Annotated in this window: 16 protein-coding genes; 10 read left to right on the forward strand and 6 right to left on the reverse strand. The window is 66.0% G+C overall.

Going from position 1 to position 17045, the window contains the following annotated elements; all coding sequences use genetic code 11:
• Window positions 1-48 precede the first annotated feature (48 nt).
• Window positions 49-666, reverse strand: coding sequence for a LysE family transporter (locus RCJ92_RS04310; RefSeq protein ID WP_054821587.1), 618 nt, complete (start codon window positions 664-666; stop codon window positions 49-51).
• A gap of 25 nt (window positions 667-691) precedes the next feature.
• Window positions 692-1177 (reverse strand): MarR family winged helix-turn-helix transcriptional regulator, encoded by a 486-nt coding sequence (locus RCJ92_RS04315; RefSeq protein ID WP_138176764.1) that lies wholly within the window; start codon window positions 1175-1177, stop codon window positions 692-694.
• Between the two features lie 111 nt (window positions 1178-1288).
• Between RCJ92_RS04315 and RCJ92_RS04320 the strand changes: the two genes are divergently transcribed.
• Window positions 1289-3409, forward strand: coding sequence for an MMPL family transporter (locus tag RCJ92_RS04320; RefSeq protein WP_446753852.1), 2121 nt, complete (start codon window positions 1289-1291; stop codon window positions 3407-3409).
• Between the two features lie 337 nt (window positions 3410-3746).
• Complete coding sequence (locus RCJ92_RS04325) at window positions 3747-5210, forward strand: DEAD/DEAH box helicase (protein WP_138926683.1); 1464 nt, start codon at window positions 3747-3749, stop codon at window positions 5208-5210.
• Window positions 5211-5362: 152 nt separating this feature from the next.
• Here the strand turns inward: RCJ92_RS04325 and RCJ92_RS04330 are convergent, their stop codons facing one another.
• The gene (locus RCJ92_RS04330; RefSeq protein WP_446753853.1) at window positions 5363-5584 is read right to left on the reverse strand and encodes a hypothetical protein; all 222 of its coding nucleotides are present in this window, start codon (window positions 5582-5584) and stop codon (window positions 5363-5365) included.
• A gap of 361 nt (window positions 5585-5945) precedes the next feature.
• On the opposite strand from RCJ92_RS04330, the gene dnaK reads away from it, so the two are divergent.
• From dnaK to RCJ92_RS04350, 4 genes are all read left to right on the forward strand, one after another.
• Window positions 5946-7796 (forward strand): molecular chaperone DnaK, encoded by a 1851-nt coding sequence (gene dnaK / locus RCJ92_RS04335; protein WP_138176776.1) that lies wholly within the window; start codon window positions 5946-5948, stop codon window positions 7794-7796.
• A 13-nt stretch (window positions 7797-7809) separates the two neighbouring features.
• Window positions 7810-8385 carry a nucleotide exchange factor GrpE gene (locus RCJ92_RS04340; RefSeq protein WP_138176779.1) on the forward strand — a complete coding sequence of 192 codons (576 nt, stop codon included), beginning with the start codon at window positions 7810-7812 and terminating at the stop codon, window positions 8383-8385.
• An 88-nt stretch (window positions 8386-8473) separates the two neighbouring features.
• Window positions 8474-9469: a DnaJ C-terminal domain-containing protein gene (locus RCJ92_RS04345; RefSeq protein ID WP_446753854.1), complete on the forward strand. Its 996-nt coding sequence runs from the start codon at window positions 8474-8476 to the stop codon at window positions 9467-9469.
• A gap of 98 nt (window positions 9470-9567) precedes the next feature.
• Window positions 9568-9996, forward strand: coding sequence for a heat shock protein transcriptional repressor HspR (locus RCJ92_RS04350; protein WP_446753855.1), 429 nt, complete (start codon window positions 9568-9570; stop codon window positions 9994-9996).
• On the opposite strand, the gene RCJ92_RS04355 is transcribed toward RCJ92_RS04350, so the two are convergent.
• Window positions 9993-10598: a GNAT family N-acetyltransferase gene (locus RCJ92_RS04355; protein WP_446753856.1), complete on the reverse strand. Its 606-nt coding sequence runs from the start codon at window positions 10596-10598 to the stop codon at window positions 9993-9995. The genes RCJ92_RS04350 and RCJ92_RS04355 overlap by 4 nt on opposite strands.
• A gap of 91 nt (window positions 10599-10689) precedes the next feature.
• Complete coding sequence (trmB, locus tag RCJ92_RS04360; RefSeq protein ID WP_138926677.1) at window positions 10690-11544, reverse strand: tRNA (guanosine(46)-N7)-methyltransferase TrmB; 855 nt, start codon at window positions 11542-11544, stop codon at window positions 10690-10692.
• Window positions 11545-11681: 137 nt separating this feature from the next.
• On the opposite strand from trmB, the gene RCJ92_RS04365 reads away from it, so the two are divergent.
• Together RCJ92_RS04365 and clpB are read left to right on the forward strand one after the other, a co-directional pair.
• Window positions 11682-12089, forward strand: a complete 408-nt coding sequence (locus RCJ92_RS04365; protein WP_421014115.1) for a YccF domain-containing protein — start codon at window positions 11682-11684, stop codon at window positions 12087-12089.
• Window positions 12090-12317: 228 nt separating this feature from the next.
• Window positions 12318-14903, forward strand: coding sequence for an ATP-dependent chaperone ClpB (gene clpB, locus RCJ92_RS04370; protein ID WP_138176794.1), 2586 nt, complete (start codon window positions 12318-12320; stop codon window positions 14901-14903).
• 90 nt (window positions 14904-14993) lie between these two features.
• On the opposite strand, the gene RCJ92_RS04375 is transcribed toward clpB, so the two are convergent.
• Complete coding sequence (locus RCJ92_RS04375) at window positions 14994-15578, reverse strand: septum formation family protein (RefSeq protein ID WP_138176797.1); 585 nt, start codon at window positions 15576-15578, stop codon at window positions 14994-14996.
• Between the two features lie 211 nt (window positions 15579-15789).
• Here RCJ92_RS04375 and RCJ92_RS04380 point away from each other — a divergent pair, with 211 nt between their 5' ends.
• Window positions 15790-16017, forward strand: coding sequence for a DUF3073 family protein (locus RCJ92_RS04380; RefSeq protein ID WP_054821086.1), 228 nt, complete (start codon window positions 15790-15792; stop codon window positions 16015-16017).
• Window positions 16018-16181: 164 nt separating this feature from the next.
• On the forward strand, window positions 16182-17045 hold an 864-nt coding region (locus tag RCJ92_RS04385), incomplete at its 3' end, for a Sir2 family NAD-dependent protein deacetylase (RefSeq protein WP_446753857.1).

Below are 17045 nucleotides of genomic sequence, written 5' to 3' on the forward strand. Positions count from 1 at the left end.
TTCGAGGGTGACGCCCCGATGCGCGCGCAACGAATCGACAACAATTCACTAGCGCGCCAGCACCAGCAGCACCGCAACGAAGATGAACAGCGTGCCAAAGACAATGTTCTGGATTCGCGCGCCGCGCACGGTGGCCGTAAATCGTTGGAAGGTGCGGGCCATGGCGGCGAAGAACAGGAACATCACCAGCACATCCACCAGGACAATGGTGGCCATGAACACCAGGTACTGGGGCAGCTGGGGCGCATCGGGCCGGATGAACTGCGGGGTCAGCGCCAGGAAAAACACGATCGCCTTGGGATTGAGCAGATTCACCAGCAGGCCTTGACGCACCATGTACAGCCGCCCGGCGGGCGCTGCGTCCTGCAGCTGTTCCGGTTGCGGACGGGCCAGCAGCATGCGCACCCCGAGGTAGACCAGGTAGCCGGCACCGGCATAGCGGATGACCTCAAAGAGCACCGGAGAACGGCTGACCAGCAGCCCTACCCCGGCCGCCACGATGGCCACGTGGATCAGCAGGGCCAGCTGTTGGCCGATGATGCCCCACAGCGAGCGGCGCCAGCCCACCCGAATCGAGTTGCTCATGGTGTTGATGGCCCCGGCGCCCGGGGTGAAGCTGATGACCACCGCGGCACCCAGTAGGGAGAACCAGAGGGGAAGAGTCACCGAAACAGCGTAATCGCCGGAGCGACTAGGCGCGTTTTCGTGTGGGGATTTGTGACGCGGTAGCCTCGCGCACCTCGTCCACCCCGGCGGTGGCCTCGCGCAGGAATTGGGTGATCAGTTCGACCTGCTCGCTGGGATATCCCTGGATGACCTGGTGCAGCTTGCGGGCCAGCGGGGCGAACATTTCCTGCCCGCTGGATTGAGCGAGCTCGGTCATGGCGATGCGGATCACCCGCCGGTCGGCATCGGTGCGCCGGCGCTCAATGTAGCCCAGCCGCTCCAGCCGGTCGAGCATGGCGGTCGTGGCCGGTGCGCTCAGCTGTAGCTCCCGGGACAGATCCCGGGGTGAGGGCAGCGACCCGGCGCGCTGGTAGCGCATGATCACGCCCAGCGCGTTCATGTCGGTGCGGTGCGAGCTGTGGGCGCTGGCGGTGGACTCCACGTAGCGGTCCGAGGCCTGGGCGAACTGCTGCAGCTGCAGGACGAGTTCATAGGAAGGGGTGGGGTCCATAGGCACATTCTATAACCAATGATATAGTTCGATGATGGAATTAGTTTGACCCCTACGGCACACGCTCCGCGCACCGGGCGCGGCGCGGCCTCGACCCGAAGGAAACCGGCCATGGCATCCTCGAGAACCGGCGCACCATCTGCAAACGGCAAACCCAAAAACGGACTGCGCGCCCTGCTGGCCGCGGTGCTGGTCATCATCTGGTTGGCCGTCGCCGGCATCGGCGGACCGACCTTTGGCAAGCTGTCCGACGTGCAAAGCAACGACCAGGCCGCATTCCTGCCGGCCAACGCGGAGGCCACCCGGGCCCTGGAATGGCAGGAGAAGTTCCGCACCAGTGACGCCATCCCCGCCGTGGTGGTCGTGGCCAACCAGGACGGGCTGGACGCCAAGGACGGCACGGCCCTGGCCGAAGAGCTGAAGTCCTTTGAATACCTCGACGGGGAGGTGACCGGGCCGTTCCTGGCCGAGGATGGCAAGGCGGTGGAACTGCTGGTGCCGATCTCCAGTGAGGTCAAGGCCGACGACGGGGTGGAGAGCCTGCGGGCGCTGCTCAACGGGCACCTGCCCCAGGGCGCCGAGGGCTACGTCACCGGCCCGGCCGGGTTCAATGCCGACCTGATCGAGGCGTTCGGCGGGATCGACGGCGTGCTGCTGGGCGTGGCGCTCAGCGCGGTGCTGGTGATCCTGCTGCTGGTCTATCGTTCCGTGCTGCTGCCCTTCACCGTGCTGCTGACCGCCATGGTCGCCCTGTGCGCGGCGATTGTGGTGGTCTACTACATGGCCGACGCCGGCTGGATTCGGCTGGATGGTCAGTCCCAGGGCATCCTCTCCATCCTGGTGATCGGCGCGGCCACCGACTACTCGCTGCTGCTGGTGGCGCGGCACAAGGAAGCGCTGAGCCAGGGCCAGTCGCGCTGGCAGGCGGTGGCCACCGCCTGGCGCGGCTGCCTGGAACCGATCATCGCCTCCGGCGGTACAGTGACCGTGGGCCTGCTGTGCCTGCTGTTCTCCGACCTGAACTCCAACAAGGCGCTGGGGCCGATCGCCGCCAGCGGCATCATCTTCTCCATCATTGCCGCCCTCAGCTTCCTGCCCGCGGCCCTGGGCCTGCTGGGCCGGGCCGCCTACTGGCCCTTCGCCCCCAAGCCGGCCGGCCACGCCCAGCACGCCAAGACCAGCGGCGGACTATGGGCGCGCATCGCCTCCTTCGTTGACCGGCACAGCCGCATTGTGTGGATCGTGACCAGCGTGGTGCTGCTGGCCGGCGCGTTGGGCATGACCCAGCTCCAGGCCAGCGGGGTGCCGCAAAGTGACCTGGTCACCTCCCAGTCCGAGGCCCGCGACGGCCAGGAGGTGCTCGGCCGGCACTTCCCGGGCGGCAGCGGCTCCCCGGCGGTGGCCATCGTGGACGAAGCCGATGCCGAGGCCATCCTGAAGGATGTGAGCGCCCTGGACGGCGTGGATTCGGCCTACCTGCAGGCCGAGGACGGCGGCCCGGCCATGGCCGAGCGCGGCGCCGAGCCGCAGGTGGTTGAGGGCCGCTCCCTGATCTCCATCACCCTGGCCGACGCGGCGGACTCCGATCAGGCCAAGGACACCGTGCAGCTGGTGCGCGACACCGTGCACCAGCAGGACCCGGACGGGCTGGTTGGCGGCACCACCGCCACCCAGATGGACACGAACGCGACCGCCACCGCGGACCTGTTCAAGATCATCCCGCTGATCCTGGCCGCGATCCTGGTGATCCTGATGCTGCTGCTGCGCTCGATCATCGCCCCGGTGCTGCTGATCCTCACCACGGTGCTCTCCTACGGCACGGCCATGGGCGTCAGCGCCCTGGTGTTCAACCACGTGTTCAACTTCTCCGGGGCCGACCCGGCGGTGCCGCTGTTCGGCTTTGTGTTCCTGGTGGCCCTGGGCGTGGACTACAACATCTTCCTGATGACCCGGGTGCGTGAAGAGGCCCTGCACCACGGCACCCTGGAGGGCGTGCGCCGCGGACTGACCGTGACCGGCGGGGTGATCACCTCCGCCGGAGTGGTGCTGGCCGCCACCTTCGCAGCACTGGGGGTCATCCCGATCATGTTCCTGGCCCAGCTGGGCTTCATCGTGGCCTTCGGCGTGCTGCTGGACACCCTGGTGGTGCGTTCCCTGCTCGTCCCGGCGCTGGTCCACGAGTTCGGGCGCGTCATCTGGTGGCCCAGCCGGCTGCGCCACGGGGCGAAGTAGGCGCCCGGCTTCCGGAGCCGACGTGGTACACATCTCGGTCCTGGAAGCCGGCGGTATGCCGTAGACCACGGTCTGGGCGAGGCGGCGCTGGTAGGATTGAACGTTGTGCGCCCCTGGCGGCCGGCCCCGGAAATCGTCCGGGTTGCCCCGCGCGGCGCATGCGTCGATTGATTAGATTTCCCACTGGTCCCGGGGCGAATCCGCCCGCGCGGCCACGCGTCGTGAACCCGGCCCTCCGCCGGCTTTGCACCTCGCGGCTGCGGACTTTCTCCTGCTTTCGGCGATCCCGTGCGCCGCACAGGCGGCGCATCAGCGAGTTCTAGAGAAAGTTCGTCTCATGACAGCATCCTTCAGCGCCCTTGGTGTGCCCCAGAACCTGGTTTCGGTCCTGCAGCAGCAGGGCATCGACTCCCCGTTCCCGATCCAGGAAGCCACCCTGCCCTCCACCCTGGCCGGTGGGGACGTGCTGGGCCGCGGGCAGACCGGTTCGGGCAAGACCCTGGCCTTCTCCCTGCCGGTGGTGGCCCGCCTGGCCGCCCAGCCGCGCCGCCGCCGCGCGCGTTTCCCGCGCGCCCTGATCATGGCCCCCACCCGCGAGCTGGCCACCCAGATTTCCAAGACCATCGACCCGCTGGCCGCCGCCGCCGGGCTGCGCACCACCGTCATCTACGGCGGGGTCGCCCAGTCGCGCCAGGAAAAGGCCATGAATGAGGGCGTGGACATTGTCATCGCCTGCCCCGGACGCCTGGATGACCTGATGGGGCAGAAGATCGTGGACCTGTCCGAGGTCGAGGTCTCGGTGCTCGACGAGGCCGACCACATGGCCGACATGGGTTTCCTGCCGGTGGTGCGCCGCATCCTGGACCGCACCCCGCAGGGCATCCAGCACCTGCTGTTCTCCGCCACCCTGGACAACGGGGTGGACAAGGTGGTCAAGCGCTACCTGCACAACCCCACCGTGCATTCGGTCGATGCGCCGAAGGCCGCCGTGAACACCATGGAGCACCGCGTCTTCGTGGTGGATCCGGAGGAAAAGAAGGAGATGGTGCGTACCCTGGCCAGCGGTGTGGGCCGGCGCATCATGTTCATGCGCACCAAGCACCACGCCAAGAAGATGGCGCTGTGGCTTTCCAAGGCCGGCATCCCGGCCGTGGACCTGCACGGCAACCTGAGCCAGAACGCCCGTGACCGCAACCTGGCCGCGTTCTCCGACGGCTCGGCCAAGGTGCTGGTGGCCACCGACGTCGCCGCCCGCGGCGTGCACGTGGACGGGGTGGAGCTGGTGGTGCACATTGACCCGCCGGCAGAGCACAAGGCCTACCTGCACCGCTCGGGACGCACCGCCCGTGCCGGCTCCGACGGCACCGTGGTCACCATCGCCACCACCGACCAGCAGGGGGATGTGGCCCAGCTGCTCAAGCAGGCCGGACTGAAGGTTCCCTTTGAGAAGGTGGACCGCAATTCGCCGGCCGTGGCCGAGGTTGTTGGGGAAGTGGCCGAACTGGTGGCCTACGAGGCGCCGGTGAAGCAGCAGCCCAAGCGCCAGGGCCCCAAGACGGCGCAGGGCGCCCGCGGCGGCAACCGCCGCGGCAAGACCGAGTCCTCCCGCGCCTCGGGCACCCGCCGCTCCGGCGCCGGACGCCCCGAAGCCGGTGCGAACCGTGAGAAGTCCGCACCCAAGGACGGTGGGCGCAGCCGCAACACCCGCGGGGCCAGCGAATCCCGCCCGGCCGCCGGGGCGAACCGCAGTCGCTCGCGTCGTCCCCGCCGCGCCACCAGCCCGGCCACTAATTCCCGGTAGTTCACCGGCCGCACGCGCCAGGTCCAGATGGGTCCGGCGCAGCGCACAACGGAAGATCCACGGCTGGGACCACAGCCGACAAAGCCCGGCAACGCCATCGCGTTGCCGGGCTTTGCCATCCCCGCAGGAGCCGGATTGGGCCGCCGGGCGGCTCAGGGCTGCTTGCGCCCCCAACGCAGGTAGCCCAGCGGGCCGGCGAAGTTGATAAAGGTTGCGGCCACCCACAGCTTCTTCGAGCCGTTGATCCGGTGCTGACCGCGCGCGGCCAGGTCGCGCAGCGCGATTCCCTGGATCAGCAGCTGTAGGGCGGCCAGGGCAACCAGCACCGCACGCCGGGCGGGGGAGAGATCCTTCCAGCGGTTCTTCGATTTCATCGGTGGCTTCCCTTCTTGGTTTTCGTGCTCAATTGCATTGTCCAATGCCCTGTTCTCCATTGTCCCGTGCAGTGCTGGTTCCCACGACCCGGCGGTAGATGGGCAGGCGGCAGGCCGCAGGCTGGGCGGGGAAACGAGCCGGGGACGGGCCTGGCAAAAGAATTTTCCAAAAAATCTTTCGCCACGGGGAATGATTGTGGCTCCGGGCCCGTTGAACATGACAGAACGCAAAGTTGAGTCACCATCACTCAAGTTTGATTTGACAGCGAAACGCTCGAGAGTAAACTTGAGTGCGGAACGCTCAACCGGGGTAAAACGCCCCAGCGTTAGTCAGTTTTAACCAAGGCAAAGGAGAGCCATTATGTCGCGTGCCGTAGGTATCGACCTCGGAACCACCAACTCGGTCGTTTCCGTTTTGGAAGGCGGCGAGCCGACCGTTATCGCCAACGCTGAAGGCAACCGCACCACCCCCTCGATCGTCGCCTTCTCCAAGAGCGGCGAAGTCCTGGTCGGTGACATCGCCAAGCGCCAGGCCGTGAACAACATCGATCGCACCATCGCCTCGGTCAAGCGCCACATGGGCACCGACTGGACCATCGAGATCGATGACAAGAAGTACACCCCGCAGGAAATCTCGGCCCGTACGCTGATGAAGCTGAAGAACGACGCCGAGTCCTACCTGGGTGAAAAGGTGACCGACGCGGTCATCACCGTTCCGGCCTACTTCAACGACGCCGAGCGCCAGGCCACCAAGGAAGCCGGCGAAATCGCTGGCCTGAACGTGCTGCGCATCGTCAACGAGCCGACCGCCGCGGCCCTGGCCTACGGCCTGGACAAGGGCAAGGAAGATGAACTGATCCTGGTCTTCGACCTGGGTGGCGGTACCTTCGACGTCTCGCTGCTGGAAGTTGGCAAGGACGAGGACGACTTCTCGACCATTCAGGTTCGCGCCACCGCCGGTGACAACCGCCTGGGCGGCGACGACTGGGACCAGCGCATCGTTGACTGGCTGCTGGCCCAGGCCAAGAGCAAGGGTGCTGACCTGTCCAAGGACAAGATCGCCCTGCAGCGCCTGAAGGAAGCCGCTGAGCAGGCCAAGAAGGAGCTGTCCTCGGCCACCAGCACCAACATCTCGCTGCAGTACCTGTCGGTGACCGCCGACGGTCCGGTGCACCTGGATGAGCACCTCTCGCGCGCCAAGTTCCAGGAACTGACCGCGGACCTGCTGGAACGGACCAAGAAGCCGTTCCAGGACGTCATCCGCGAAGCCGGCGTGAAGGTGTCGGACATTGCCCACGTGATCCTGGTGGGTGGTTCGACCCGTATGCCAGCGGTGGCCGAACTGGTCAAGGAAATGGCCGGCAAGGAAGCCAACAAGGGTGTGAACCCGGATGAGGTCGTGGCCGTGGGCGCCGCCCTGCAGGCCGGCGTGCTCAAGGGCGAACGCAAGGACGTGCTGCTGATCGACGTGACTCCGCTGTCGCTGGGCATCGAGACCAAGGGTGGCGTGATGACCAAGCTTATCGAACGCAACACCGCGATCCCGACCAAGCGCTCGGAAACCTTCACCACCGCCGAGGACAACCAGCCTTCGGTGTCCATCCAGGTGTTCCAGGGCGAACGCGAGTTCACCCGCGACAACCAGGCACTGGGTACCTTCGAGCTGACCGGCATCGCCCCGGCTCCGCGCGGCATCCCGCAGGTTGAGGTCACCTTCGACATCGACGCCAACGGCATCGTGCACGTTTCGGCGAAGGACAAGGGCACCGGCACCGAGCAGTCGATGACCATCACCGGCGGCACCTCGCTGTCCAAGGATGACATCGAGCGCATGGTGCGCGAAGCCGAGGAGCACGCAGCCGAGGACAAGAAGCGTCGTGAAGCTGCCGAGACCCGCAACGCCGCCGAGCAGGCCGCCTACTCGGTGGACAAGCTGATCAAGGACAATGAGGACAAGCTGCCCGAAGAGGTCAAGACCGAAGTCCAGGCAGATGTGGATGCACTGAAGGCCGCCCTGGAGAAGCAGGACAACGACGAAGAGGTCAAGACCGCGTTTGAGAAGCTGCAGGCTTCGCAGACCAAGCTGGGCGAGGCCATCTACGCCAACACCCAGGCCGAGTCCGCAGCCGCAGGCGAGGGCGAAGCTCCCAACGCCGAGGAAGACATCGTCGACGCCGAGGTCATTGACGAAGACGAAGACGACAAGAAGTAGGGAGTAAGGGAACATGTCCGAGGCACAGGACCAGAACGCCAACTCCGGCCAGCAGCCGGAGAACCAGCAGGAGGCTGCCGAGGCGCAGCCGAACGCCGACGCTTTGGGTCAGGCCGAGGCGATCCTGAACGAGGCAGGCGTATCGGCTGAACAGTCGGAGCAGGACGAAGTGGGCGAGGTTGTCACCGAGCTGCGCAACGACCTGCTGCGGCTGCAGGCCGAGTACGTGAACTACCGCAAGCGCGTGGAGCGCGACCGTGAAGCCGTGCGCGACCAAGCGGTGCAGTCGGTGCTGGCAACCCTGTTGCCGGTGCTCGACGACGTGGACGCCGCACGCAAGCACGGGGACTTGACCGATGGGCCGTTCGCGGCCATCGCGAACAAGCTCGATGCGGTACTGCAGTCTCACGGACTGGAGCGTATCGACCAGGCGGGTGTGGAGTTCGATCCGAACGTCCACGAGGCGCTGCTGCGTCAGCCGGTTGAGGGGATCGACGCCGACCATGTGGGACAGATCCTGCGTATTGGATACAAGAAGGGGGAGCGCATCCTGCGCGCCGCCCAGGTGATGGTATCCACCGGCGAGTAGTCGCCGACAAATAACACATCGACACTGCCCACTGCCGAGAATCGACAGTGGGCAGTGTCGAACCGGCTGACGAAAGGTTGGAGGCCTGATGGCAAGTCAGGATTGGATCGAAAAGGACTTTTACGCGATCCTCGGCGTCTCGAAGGATGCCGACGACGCGGAAATCAAGAAGGCCTACCGCAAGCTGGCACGCAAGTACCACCCGGATACGAACCCCGGGGACGCGGCGGCCGAACAGAAATTCAAGGACATCTCCGAGGCGAACTCGGTACTGTCCGACCCGGAACAGCGCCAGCAGTACGATGCCATCCGCGCCATGGGGTCCGGTGCACGCTTCACCTCCGGCGCCGGCGCCGGGGCCCAGGGGGCAGGTTTCGAGGACATCTTCTCCAACCTCTTCGGGGGCGGCGGCGGGGCACGCGGCGGTGGACAGGTTCCCCCGGAGTTCGCGGACCTCTTTGGCGGTGGCGGCGGTTTCGGTGGCGGCGGTTTCGGCGGCGGCGGATTTGGCGGCGGCTTCGGCCGGCAGGCACCGCCGCGCAAGGGCGCGGACCGCAACGCCAGCACCACCATCTCCTTCGCCGGCTCGATCAACGGCACGACCATCGGGCTGCGTGAACCCAGCGGCGAAGTGATCGACGTGCGCATTCCCGCCGGCATCCGCGACGGGCAGTCCGTGCGCGTGCGCGGCAAGGGGCAGCCCGGCCCGGCGGGCAACGGGGACCTGCTGGTGAAGGTCAAGGTCAGTGAACACCCGTTCTTCAAGCGCGACGGGAACAACATCCGCATCCACGTTCCGGTCAGCTTCGATGAAGCTGCCCTGGGGGCCAAGATCCAGGTGCCGACGCTGAACGGCGAAGAAGTCACCGTCAAGGTGCCCGCCGGTTCCAGCTCGGGACGAACGCTGCGCCTGAAGGGCCGGGGAGTGAAAACTTCCAAGGCCTCCGGTGACCTGATGATCGTCCTGGACGTGATGGTGCCGCAGAACCTGAGCGATGAAGCCAAGAAGGCCATCGAGCAGTTCGCCGCGGCCACGGCCGGGGATGACCCGCGGGCCGATCTGGCGGCCCGGGCACGGCTATAGCAAGGGGCCGGCAACCCATCCGCTGACGGGTTGCCGGCCGCACGTACATGTTCGGGCACCGAGTGGGGCTGCCCGAACCGAAAAGGTGGTAGGTGAAAGTGACCGGGGATTACATACGACCGGTATTTGTCATTTCGGTTGCCGCGCAGCTGGCTGACATGCATCCACAGACCCTGCGCCAGTACGACCGCATGGGCCTGGTCTCTCCCAGCAGGCAGGCCGGCAAGCAGCGGCGCTACTCGCAGCGCGATGTGCAGCTGCTGCGCCAGGTCCAGCAGCTGAGCAAGGAAGGCGTTTCGCTCGAAGGCATCCGGCGCATTCTGCAGCTTGAGGCCAAGGTGGACCAGCTGCGCCGGCAGGTTGGATCCCTGCAGGAGGAGGTCTATGAGTTGCGCAGCAACCAGAGCCGCGTGTTTGCCGCAGGCACCATGGCCGGGGACATTGTCACGCTCAGCCGCGGCACCCGCCCGCAGCGCCGCGAACCACAGGTCACACTGTGCACTACCCGGCGCGCGATCGGTCCCTAACCGATCAGCCCGTGCCTGCGCAGGCGGGCCAGAAGGTTGGCGCGCACCGCCGGCCACTCGTGGGGCAGGATCGAGAAGACCACGGTGTCGCGCAGCGACTGGGTTGCCGGGTCAAACATGTGGCTGCGCAGCACACCGTCCTGCTTTGCGCCCAGCCGGGAGATGGCGGCCCGGCTGGCCTGATTGTGCCAATGCGTGCGGAATTCAACCGCGATGCACTTCAGATCCTCGAACGCCCGGCTCAGCAGCATGAACTTGGCCGCCGGGTTGATTCCCGTTCCCTGGGCCGAGGGTGCCAGGAACGTGGAACCGATTTCGACCCGTCGGTTCACCGCATCAATGTTCATCAACGTTGTGGCGCCCACGGCGCGTCCCGAACGGGCATCGATGATCGCGTACGGCGCCATCAGCCCCTGATCCTGGAGTTCCAGACGTCGTTCAATCTCAGAACCCACTGCGGTGGGGGCCGGGATCGAGGTAAACCACAACTCCTGCATGCCCTCTTCGGCGACGACCGCGGCCAGATCGTTCACGTGGGATGGAGCCAGCTGCTCCAAGCGGGTCTGGGCAAACTCCAGGGTGGGACACGACGACAAATCCATGGTTGAACCTTAGCGCCACAGCCCTCCGGCTGCCCCATCCGGGTGGGACGAGGGCGAAAATACTTCCGCCGCGCCGCCGGGCACCCAGCGCCTAGTTGCGCGTGTAGGCCAGGTCAAACACGCGGCGCCCGGCCTTCAACGCCTTGCTTTCAAAACTGGTCAGGATGCGACGCTCAAAGCGCGGGGCCCAGCCGCCCAGCTCATCGGTAAAGGCCGGCTCGGAGTCATGGCCTTCCAGCCCCTCACGACGCACCCTGGTCAGTTCGCTGTGCTCGCCGGCCAGATTGCCCGGATGCTGGTTGGTGAACTGAGGGTGTGCCTCCAGCAGCTCGCGCATCTGCTCCGCGTAGTTGGACCAGTCGGTGGCCAGTCGCAGGGTGCCGCCGGGCTTGAGCACGCGCGCGACCTTGTCCAGGAATTCGGTCTTGATCAGGCGGCGCTTGTGGTGGCGGGTCTTGTGCCAGGGATCGGAGAAGAAGATCCAGATTTCATCGGCGCTGGACGCAGGCAGCATGACATCGAGCACCTCGGGCGCGTTGGCCTGAATCGCGCGTACATTCTGCAGCCCAAAGGACTCGACCTTCAGCATCAGCTGGGCCAAGCCGGGGCGGTAGACCTCCACCGCCAGATAGTTGCGCTCCGCGTCGTCCTTGGCCGCGTTGGCGATGCATTCGCCCAACCCGGTGCCGATCTCCACGATCAGCGGAGCGGTGCGTTCGAAGGTTTGCTGCAGGTCCAGCTGCTGATCCTCGGCAACGGAGGTGTCGGTCTGCTTACGTTCCGGTTCGATCACGTAGCGGTCGGCATTGCGTTCCCAGGCTCGGGCGCGACGTCCCTGCAGGCGGTTGCCACGGCGCACGAAGGAAAACGGTTCCTTGCGGAACAGTTCCGGGTCGCGGGTGCCGGTTTCGGGGGAGGGAATCGAATCTGCGCTACGGTCGCTCATGATGCCTAATCCTATCGGAGCCGCCGGCCGCACCGGGAGCAGGAAGGCCGGGAGATTGCGCACGTTCGGCAAGAATCCGGGGCTGATCCGGGTTTTCCCCGATGTCCCAGCGGGCCGGGTTGGGGCAGAATAAAGCCATGAGTCTATTGCGTGCGGTACTGAATATCATTTGGCTGGTCTGCGGCGGGCTGTGGCTGGCGCTGGGCTACGTGCTGGCCGGCATCATTTGCTGCCTGCTGATCGTCACCATTCCCTTTGGCATCGCTTCCTTCCGGATTGCCGGGTATGCGTTGTGGCCCTTTGGGCGTACCGTCGTTGACCGCGGACCGGTCGGCGCGTTCTCGACCCTGGGCAATATCATCTGGGTGATTGTGGCCGGGATCTGGATCGCGATCGGCCATGTGCTGACGGCCATCCCGATGTTCATCTCGATCGTTGGAATCCCGCTGGGCATTGCCAACCTGAAGATGATCCCGATTTCGCTGATGCCGCTGGGCAAGGCGATCGTTCCCTCGGACTACTTCATCGGTTCCATCCGCCGCTGACCCGGCCCGAACCGCTGCCGCGAAACGCGAGTGCTTCTTGGTGAAGTGCTCGCCTTTTGCGTTTAAGGGGACGCCGAAGCCCGCGCGGGCGGCGCCGGCCGCCGAGGCGTGGAAGGGCCGGGAAAACAACGAAAATTTTCCGTAAAGTCCGGAATAGGATCTCCCCAAAGTAAGTTGAGTTAAGTAGACTCAAGTTTATGAGGTGTAGGTCTGAGAGGAAGGACTCGAATGGACACCAAACTCACCACCAAGAGCCAGGAGGCTCTCTCCGCGGCCGGGATGAATGCCTCGACCGCGGGCAACCCGCAGATTGAACCGGCGCACCTGCTCAAGGCGCTGCTTGACCAGCGTGACTCGGTGGCCGTGGCGCTGCTGAAGACCGCAGGTATCGACGTCGATGGGCTCTCGGTCAAGACCAGCTCGGTCATCAAGGCTCTGCCCGCCGGCTCGGGCTCCTCCGTGGCGCAGGCCCAGTTCTCGCGCCAGCTGTTGCAGACTGTCAACGCGGCCCAGGAACTGGCCGGTGAACTGGGGGACACCTATGTCTCCACCGAACACCTGCTCATCGGACTGGCCTCGGATGTCACCAAGGCCGGGGAAGCGATGCGCGAGGTTGGAGCGACGCGCGAACTGCTCAGCGCCACCCTGCCCTCCATCCGCGGGGACCGCAAGGTCGACAGCCCGGATCCGGAAGGCACGTTCCAGTCGCTGGAGAAGTTCGGCACCGACATGACTGCACTGGCCCGCTCCGGCAAGCTCGACCCGGTGATCGGGCGCGACAAGGAAATCCGGCGTGTGGTGCAGGTGCTTTCGCGGCGCACCAAGAACAACCCGGTGCTCATCGGTGACCCGGGCGTCGGCAAGACCGCCGTGGTGGAGGGCCTGGCCCAGCGCATGGTCGCCGGGGACGTACCCGAATCGCTGCGCGGCAAGACCCTGATTTCCCTGGACCTGGGTGCCATGGTGGCCGGTGCGAAGTACCGCGGTGAGTTTGAGGAGCGCCTGAAGGCCGTCCTAGAGGAGATCAAGGCCTCCGACGGGCAGATCGTGACCTTCATTGACGAGATCCACACCGTCGTGGGTGCCGGTGCCTCGGAAGGCGCAATGGACGCCGGAAACATGCTCAAGCCGATGCTCGCCCGCGGGGAACTGCGCCTGATCGGCGCCACCACACTGGATGAGTACCGCGAGAACATTGAGAAGGACCCGGCCCTGGAACGCCGCTTCGCCCAGGTGTACGTGGGCGAGCCGAGCGTTGATGACACCATCGCGATCCTGCGTGGGCTGAAGGAACGCTACGAGGCGCACCACAAGGTTGCCATCGCCGACAGTGCCTTGGTGGCCGCCGCCGCCCTGTCCAACCGCTACATCTCCGGACGCCAGCTGCCGGACAAGGCCATCGACCTGGTCGACGAGGCCGCCAGCCGGCTGCGCATGGAGATCGACTCGGCCCCCGAGGAGATCGACGAGCTGCGCCGTGAGGTGGACCGGCTGACCATGGAGGAGTTGGCCCTGTCCACGGAGACCGACCCGGCCTCGGTGGAGCGTCTGGAGGCGCTGCGCAAGGACATGGCGGACAAGAAGGAGCAGCTTGACGCGCTGAACTCCCGCTGGGAGGCGGAGAAGGCCGGGCTGAACCGGGTCGGTGACCTGAAGGCCCAGCTTGACGAGCTGCGCAGCCAGGCGGAGAAGTACCAGCGCGAAGGCGACCTGGAGAAGGCCTCGCGGCTGCTCTACGGGGAGATCCCGGCGCTGCAGCAGGAGCTGGACGCGGCCGCCGCGGCCGAGGCCAGCGACGCGGATCGGGAGCTGATGGTCGCCGAGGAGGTCACCGCCGATGACATCGCCGAGGTGATCTCGGCCTGGACCGGGATCCCGGCCGGGCGGATGCTGCAGGGTGAAAGCCAGAAGCTGCTGGACATGGAAAAGGTGATCGGCCAGCGGCTGATCGGCCAGACCCAGGCGGTGGCCGCCGTCTCCGATGCGGTACGCCGTTCCCGGGCCGGGATCGCGGACCCGGACCGGCCCACCGGTTCGTTCCTGTTCCTGGGCCCCACCGGCGTGGGCAAGACCGAGCTGGCCAAGGCGTTGGCGGACTTCCTGTTCGATGACGCCCGGGCCATGGTGCGCATCGACATGTCCGAGTACTCGGAGAAGCATGCGGTGGCCCGGCTGGTCGGTGCCCCTCCGGGCTACGTCGGCTACGAGGAGGGCGGCCAGCTCACCGAAGCGGTGCGCCGCCGGCCCTACTCGGTGATCCTGCTCGACGAGGTCGAGAAGGCGCACCCGGAAGTGTTCGACATCCTGCTGCAGGTGCTCGATGACGGGCGGTTGACCGACGGGCAGGGACGCACCGTGGACTTCCGCAACACGATCCTGATCCTGACCTCCAACCTGGGCAGCCAGTTCCTGGTCGACCAGGAGATGGATCTGGCCGCACGGCACGAGGCGGTCATGAACGTGGTCAATGCCTCGTTCAAGCCGGAGTTCCTGAACCGGCTGGATGACGTGATCATGTTCGACGCCCTCAGCGTCCAGCAGCTGGGCCACATTGTCGAGCTGCAGATCGCGAACCTGGCCGAACGGCTGGCAGAGCGCCGGCTCACCCTGGAGGTGGACTCCGCAGCCCGCGATTGGCTGGCCCTGACCGGGTACGACCCGGCCTACGGTGCCCGCCCGCTGCGCCGGCTGGTGCAGCGCGAGATCGGGGACAAGCTGGCCCGCGAACTGCTGGCCGGCACGATCCACGACGGGGACACCGTCAAGGTGGGCGTGGACGTGGAGGCCAACGGGCTGACCCTCAGCCCGGCCTAGGCCCGGCGGCAGCGACAGCCCGGTGAAACCAGCAGCGCGGCGCACCATCCCAGTGATGGTGCGCCGCGCTGGCGGGTGAACGGGGCCGGCCTAGCTGGCGGTGTCCGGCGGCAGCAGCGAGCTGCGCACGCTGCCCTCGCTCAGTGACAGGAAGCAGGAGATCAGCCGGTCGCCCTGGTTCCAGGTGCCCTGGCTGGGGCGGGAGAAATGGTAGGTCCAGCTTGAGTCCAGTGGGGAGGTCGGATCCAGCGGAACCGACTTGCACAGATCCTCGGCCTCGGTCAGCAGCTGCGAGGCCCCCGGGAACTCGCTGCCTTCCACCTCGAAGGTGCCGATCAGCTGGGCGTTGTGCGCCGACTCGCAGGTCACCACGGTCTGCGGTTCCAGCGGGGAGGTGAAGCCGCGCAGGCACTCGCCGACCTTCAGTTGCTCCGGGGGCATCGCCTCGGCGATGACCCCGTCCAGCCCCGGATCCGGGTTGCGGTCAACCTCGGCCTGCAGCGGAGCCTGGGTGGGGGAGATGAAACGCAACACCACGAAGACAGCCGCCGCGGCCAGGGCAAGGAAGGCGATCACCAGCAGGATCCACTGTCCCGTGCGCTTCTTTTCTGGCTCGGGTTCGGGCCGCAGGGGCGGCAGGGCCGCCTGGGGCTCGGGCAGGTTATCATCGATCACCGATGTGAACTCCTTCACATGGATTTGGCGTTGGGCCAAATGATCACGGCACTTGTCGTTAGTCTAACGGTTTGCGCACGTGTTGCGATGAGCGCTCGCCGGGGAATCATGTTAACCTTGAATTACGAAAGAACTGATCACATATTCGGGGGCCTCCACCGGCTAATTGGTGGACCACCTCCCGACTCTACTGAAAAGAGGGGGTCACGCCATGGGGCGCGGCCGTCAAAAGGCTAAAGCACAGCGTCAGGCGCGAGACATCAAGTACTACTCGCCCGCCACTGATCTGACCGCACTGGAGCGTGAACTGGGCGTGCGCCGTGAGCGCCATACCCAGGCACCTGAGCATGCCGAATCGTCCTATAGTGACGACTATTCGGACTATGACGATTTGGCCAAGAAATACTCTGACGACGAAGAGAGCGACGCCCGGCATTAGGCCCGGCGGTACCGGGAAGTGATGGCCCCGGTTTCACGACAGTCGTTGGAGGAGTCCGACTCTATCAGTACACATCACACGACAAGCCGCAACAACTAGGCTAAATTTAGCCCTAGCTCGTTGCGGCGTTTGTCGTGTCCGCAACCCCTAGCGGAAGGCCGATTTTGGAAGAAAACCACGCGCTGTCAATCAACATGGCCCACCGTTCGGCGATCCGTTCCATGCAGCGCATCGTGGAGCAGACCGCACCACCCAGCGACCCGGCCGAAGCGGCCGCCGGGGTGCAGCGGATGCTGGATCACGGCAATGTCATGGTGGTCACCGGGGCCGGAGTTTCCACCGATTCCGGCATCCCGGACTACCGCGGCCCCAACGGCTCCCTGCAGCGCCACCGGCCCATGACCTACCAGGAATTCCGCTACCGCCCCGACGCCCGGCAGCGCTACTGGGCGCGCAGCTACATTGGCTGGCGCCACATGTTCAAGGCCCAGCCCAACCAGATCCACCGCCGCCTGGTCCGCTGGGAACAGGAGGGCCGGATCAGCGGGATAGTCACCCAGAACGTGGATGGCCTGCACCAGGAGGCCGGGTCACACAACGTGGTGCCGGTGCACGGGGACCTGTCCGTGGTCATCTGCCTGGACTGCGGCTACCGGGAGGACCGCGAACACCTGGATGCCCGCCTGCAAAAGGCGAACCCGGGCTACGCGCAGAAGGTCGACCTGGACCCCTCGGCCGTGAACCCGGACGGGGACGTGCAGCTGCCCGAGTACCTGGTCAAGGAATTTGTGATGGTTCCCTGCCTGCGCTGCGGTTCCATGGCCTTGAAGCCGGACGTGGTGTACTTCGGTGAGAGCGTGCCCGCCGCCCGCAAGCAGGCCATCAACGACATGGAGCACCGTTCCAGCTCCCTGCTGGTGTTGGGCTCCTCGCTGGCGGTGATGAGCGGCTACCGAATCCTGCTGAACTTCGTGCAGCGCCAGCTGCCGGTGGCGCTGCTGACCAACGGGCACGTGCGCGGCGAGCAG

Source organism: Glutamicibacter sp. BSL13 (genome assembly GCF_052928425.1).

Bases quoted from the DNA above. Each gene is read 5' to 3' on its own strand.
- RCJ92_RS04315 (WP_138176764.1), bottom strand. From the start codon at position 1,177: ATGGACCCCACCCCTTCCTATGAACTCGTCCTGCAGCTGCAGCAGTTC.
- RCJ92_RS04320 (WP_446753852.1), top strand. From the start codon at position 1,289: ATGGCATCCTCGAGAACCGGCGCACCATCTGCAAACGGCAAACCCAAA.
- RCJ92_RS04325 (WP_138926683.1), top strand. From the start codon at position 3,747: ATGACAGCATCCTTCAGCGCCCTTGGTGTGCCCCAGAACCTGGTTTCG.
- RCJ92_RS04330 (WP_446753853.1), bottom strand. From the start codon at position 5,584: ATGAAATCGAAGAACCGCTGGAAGGATCTCTCCCCCGCCCGGCGTGCG.
- dnaK (WP_138176776.1), top strand. From the start codon at position 5,946: ATGTCGCGTGCCGTAGGTATCGACCTCGGAACCACCAACTCGGTCGTT.
- RCJ92_RS04340 (WP_138176779.1), top strand. From the start codon at position 7,810: ATGTCCGAGGCACAGGACCAGAACGCCAACTCCGGCCAGCAGCCGGAG.
- RCJ92_RS04345 (WP_446753854.1), top strand. From the start codon at position 8,474: ATGGCAAGTCAGGATTGGATCGAAAAGGACTTTTACGCGATCCTCGGC.
- RCJ92_RS04355 (WP_446753856.1), bottom strand. From the start codon at position 10,598: ATGGATTTGTCGTCGTGTCCCACCCTGGAGTTTGCCCAGACCCGCTTG.
- trmB (WP_138926677.1), bottom strand. From the start codon at position 11,544: ATGAGCGACCGTAGCGCAGATTCGATTCCCTCCCCCGAAACCGGCACC.
- RCJ92_RS04365 (WP_421014115.1), top strand. From the start codon at position 11,682: ATGAGTCTATTGCGTGCGGTACTGAATATCATTTGGCTGGTCTGCGGC.
- clpB (WP_138176794.1), top strand. From the start codon at position 12,318: ATGGACACCAAACTCACCACCAAGAGCCAGGAGGCTCTCTCCGCGGCC.
- RCJ92_RS04380 (WP_054821086.1), top strand. From the start codon at position 15,790: ATGGGGCGCGGCCGTCAAAAGGCTAAAGCACAGCGTCAGGCGCGAGAC.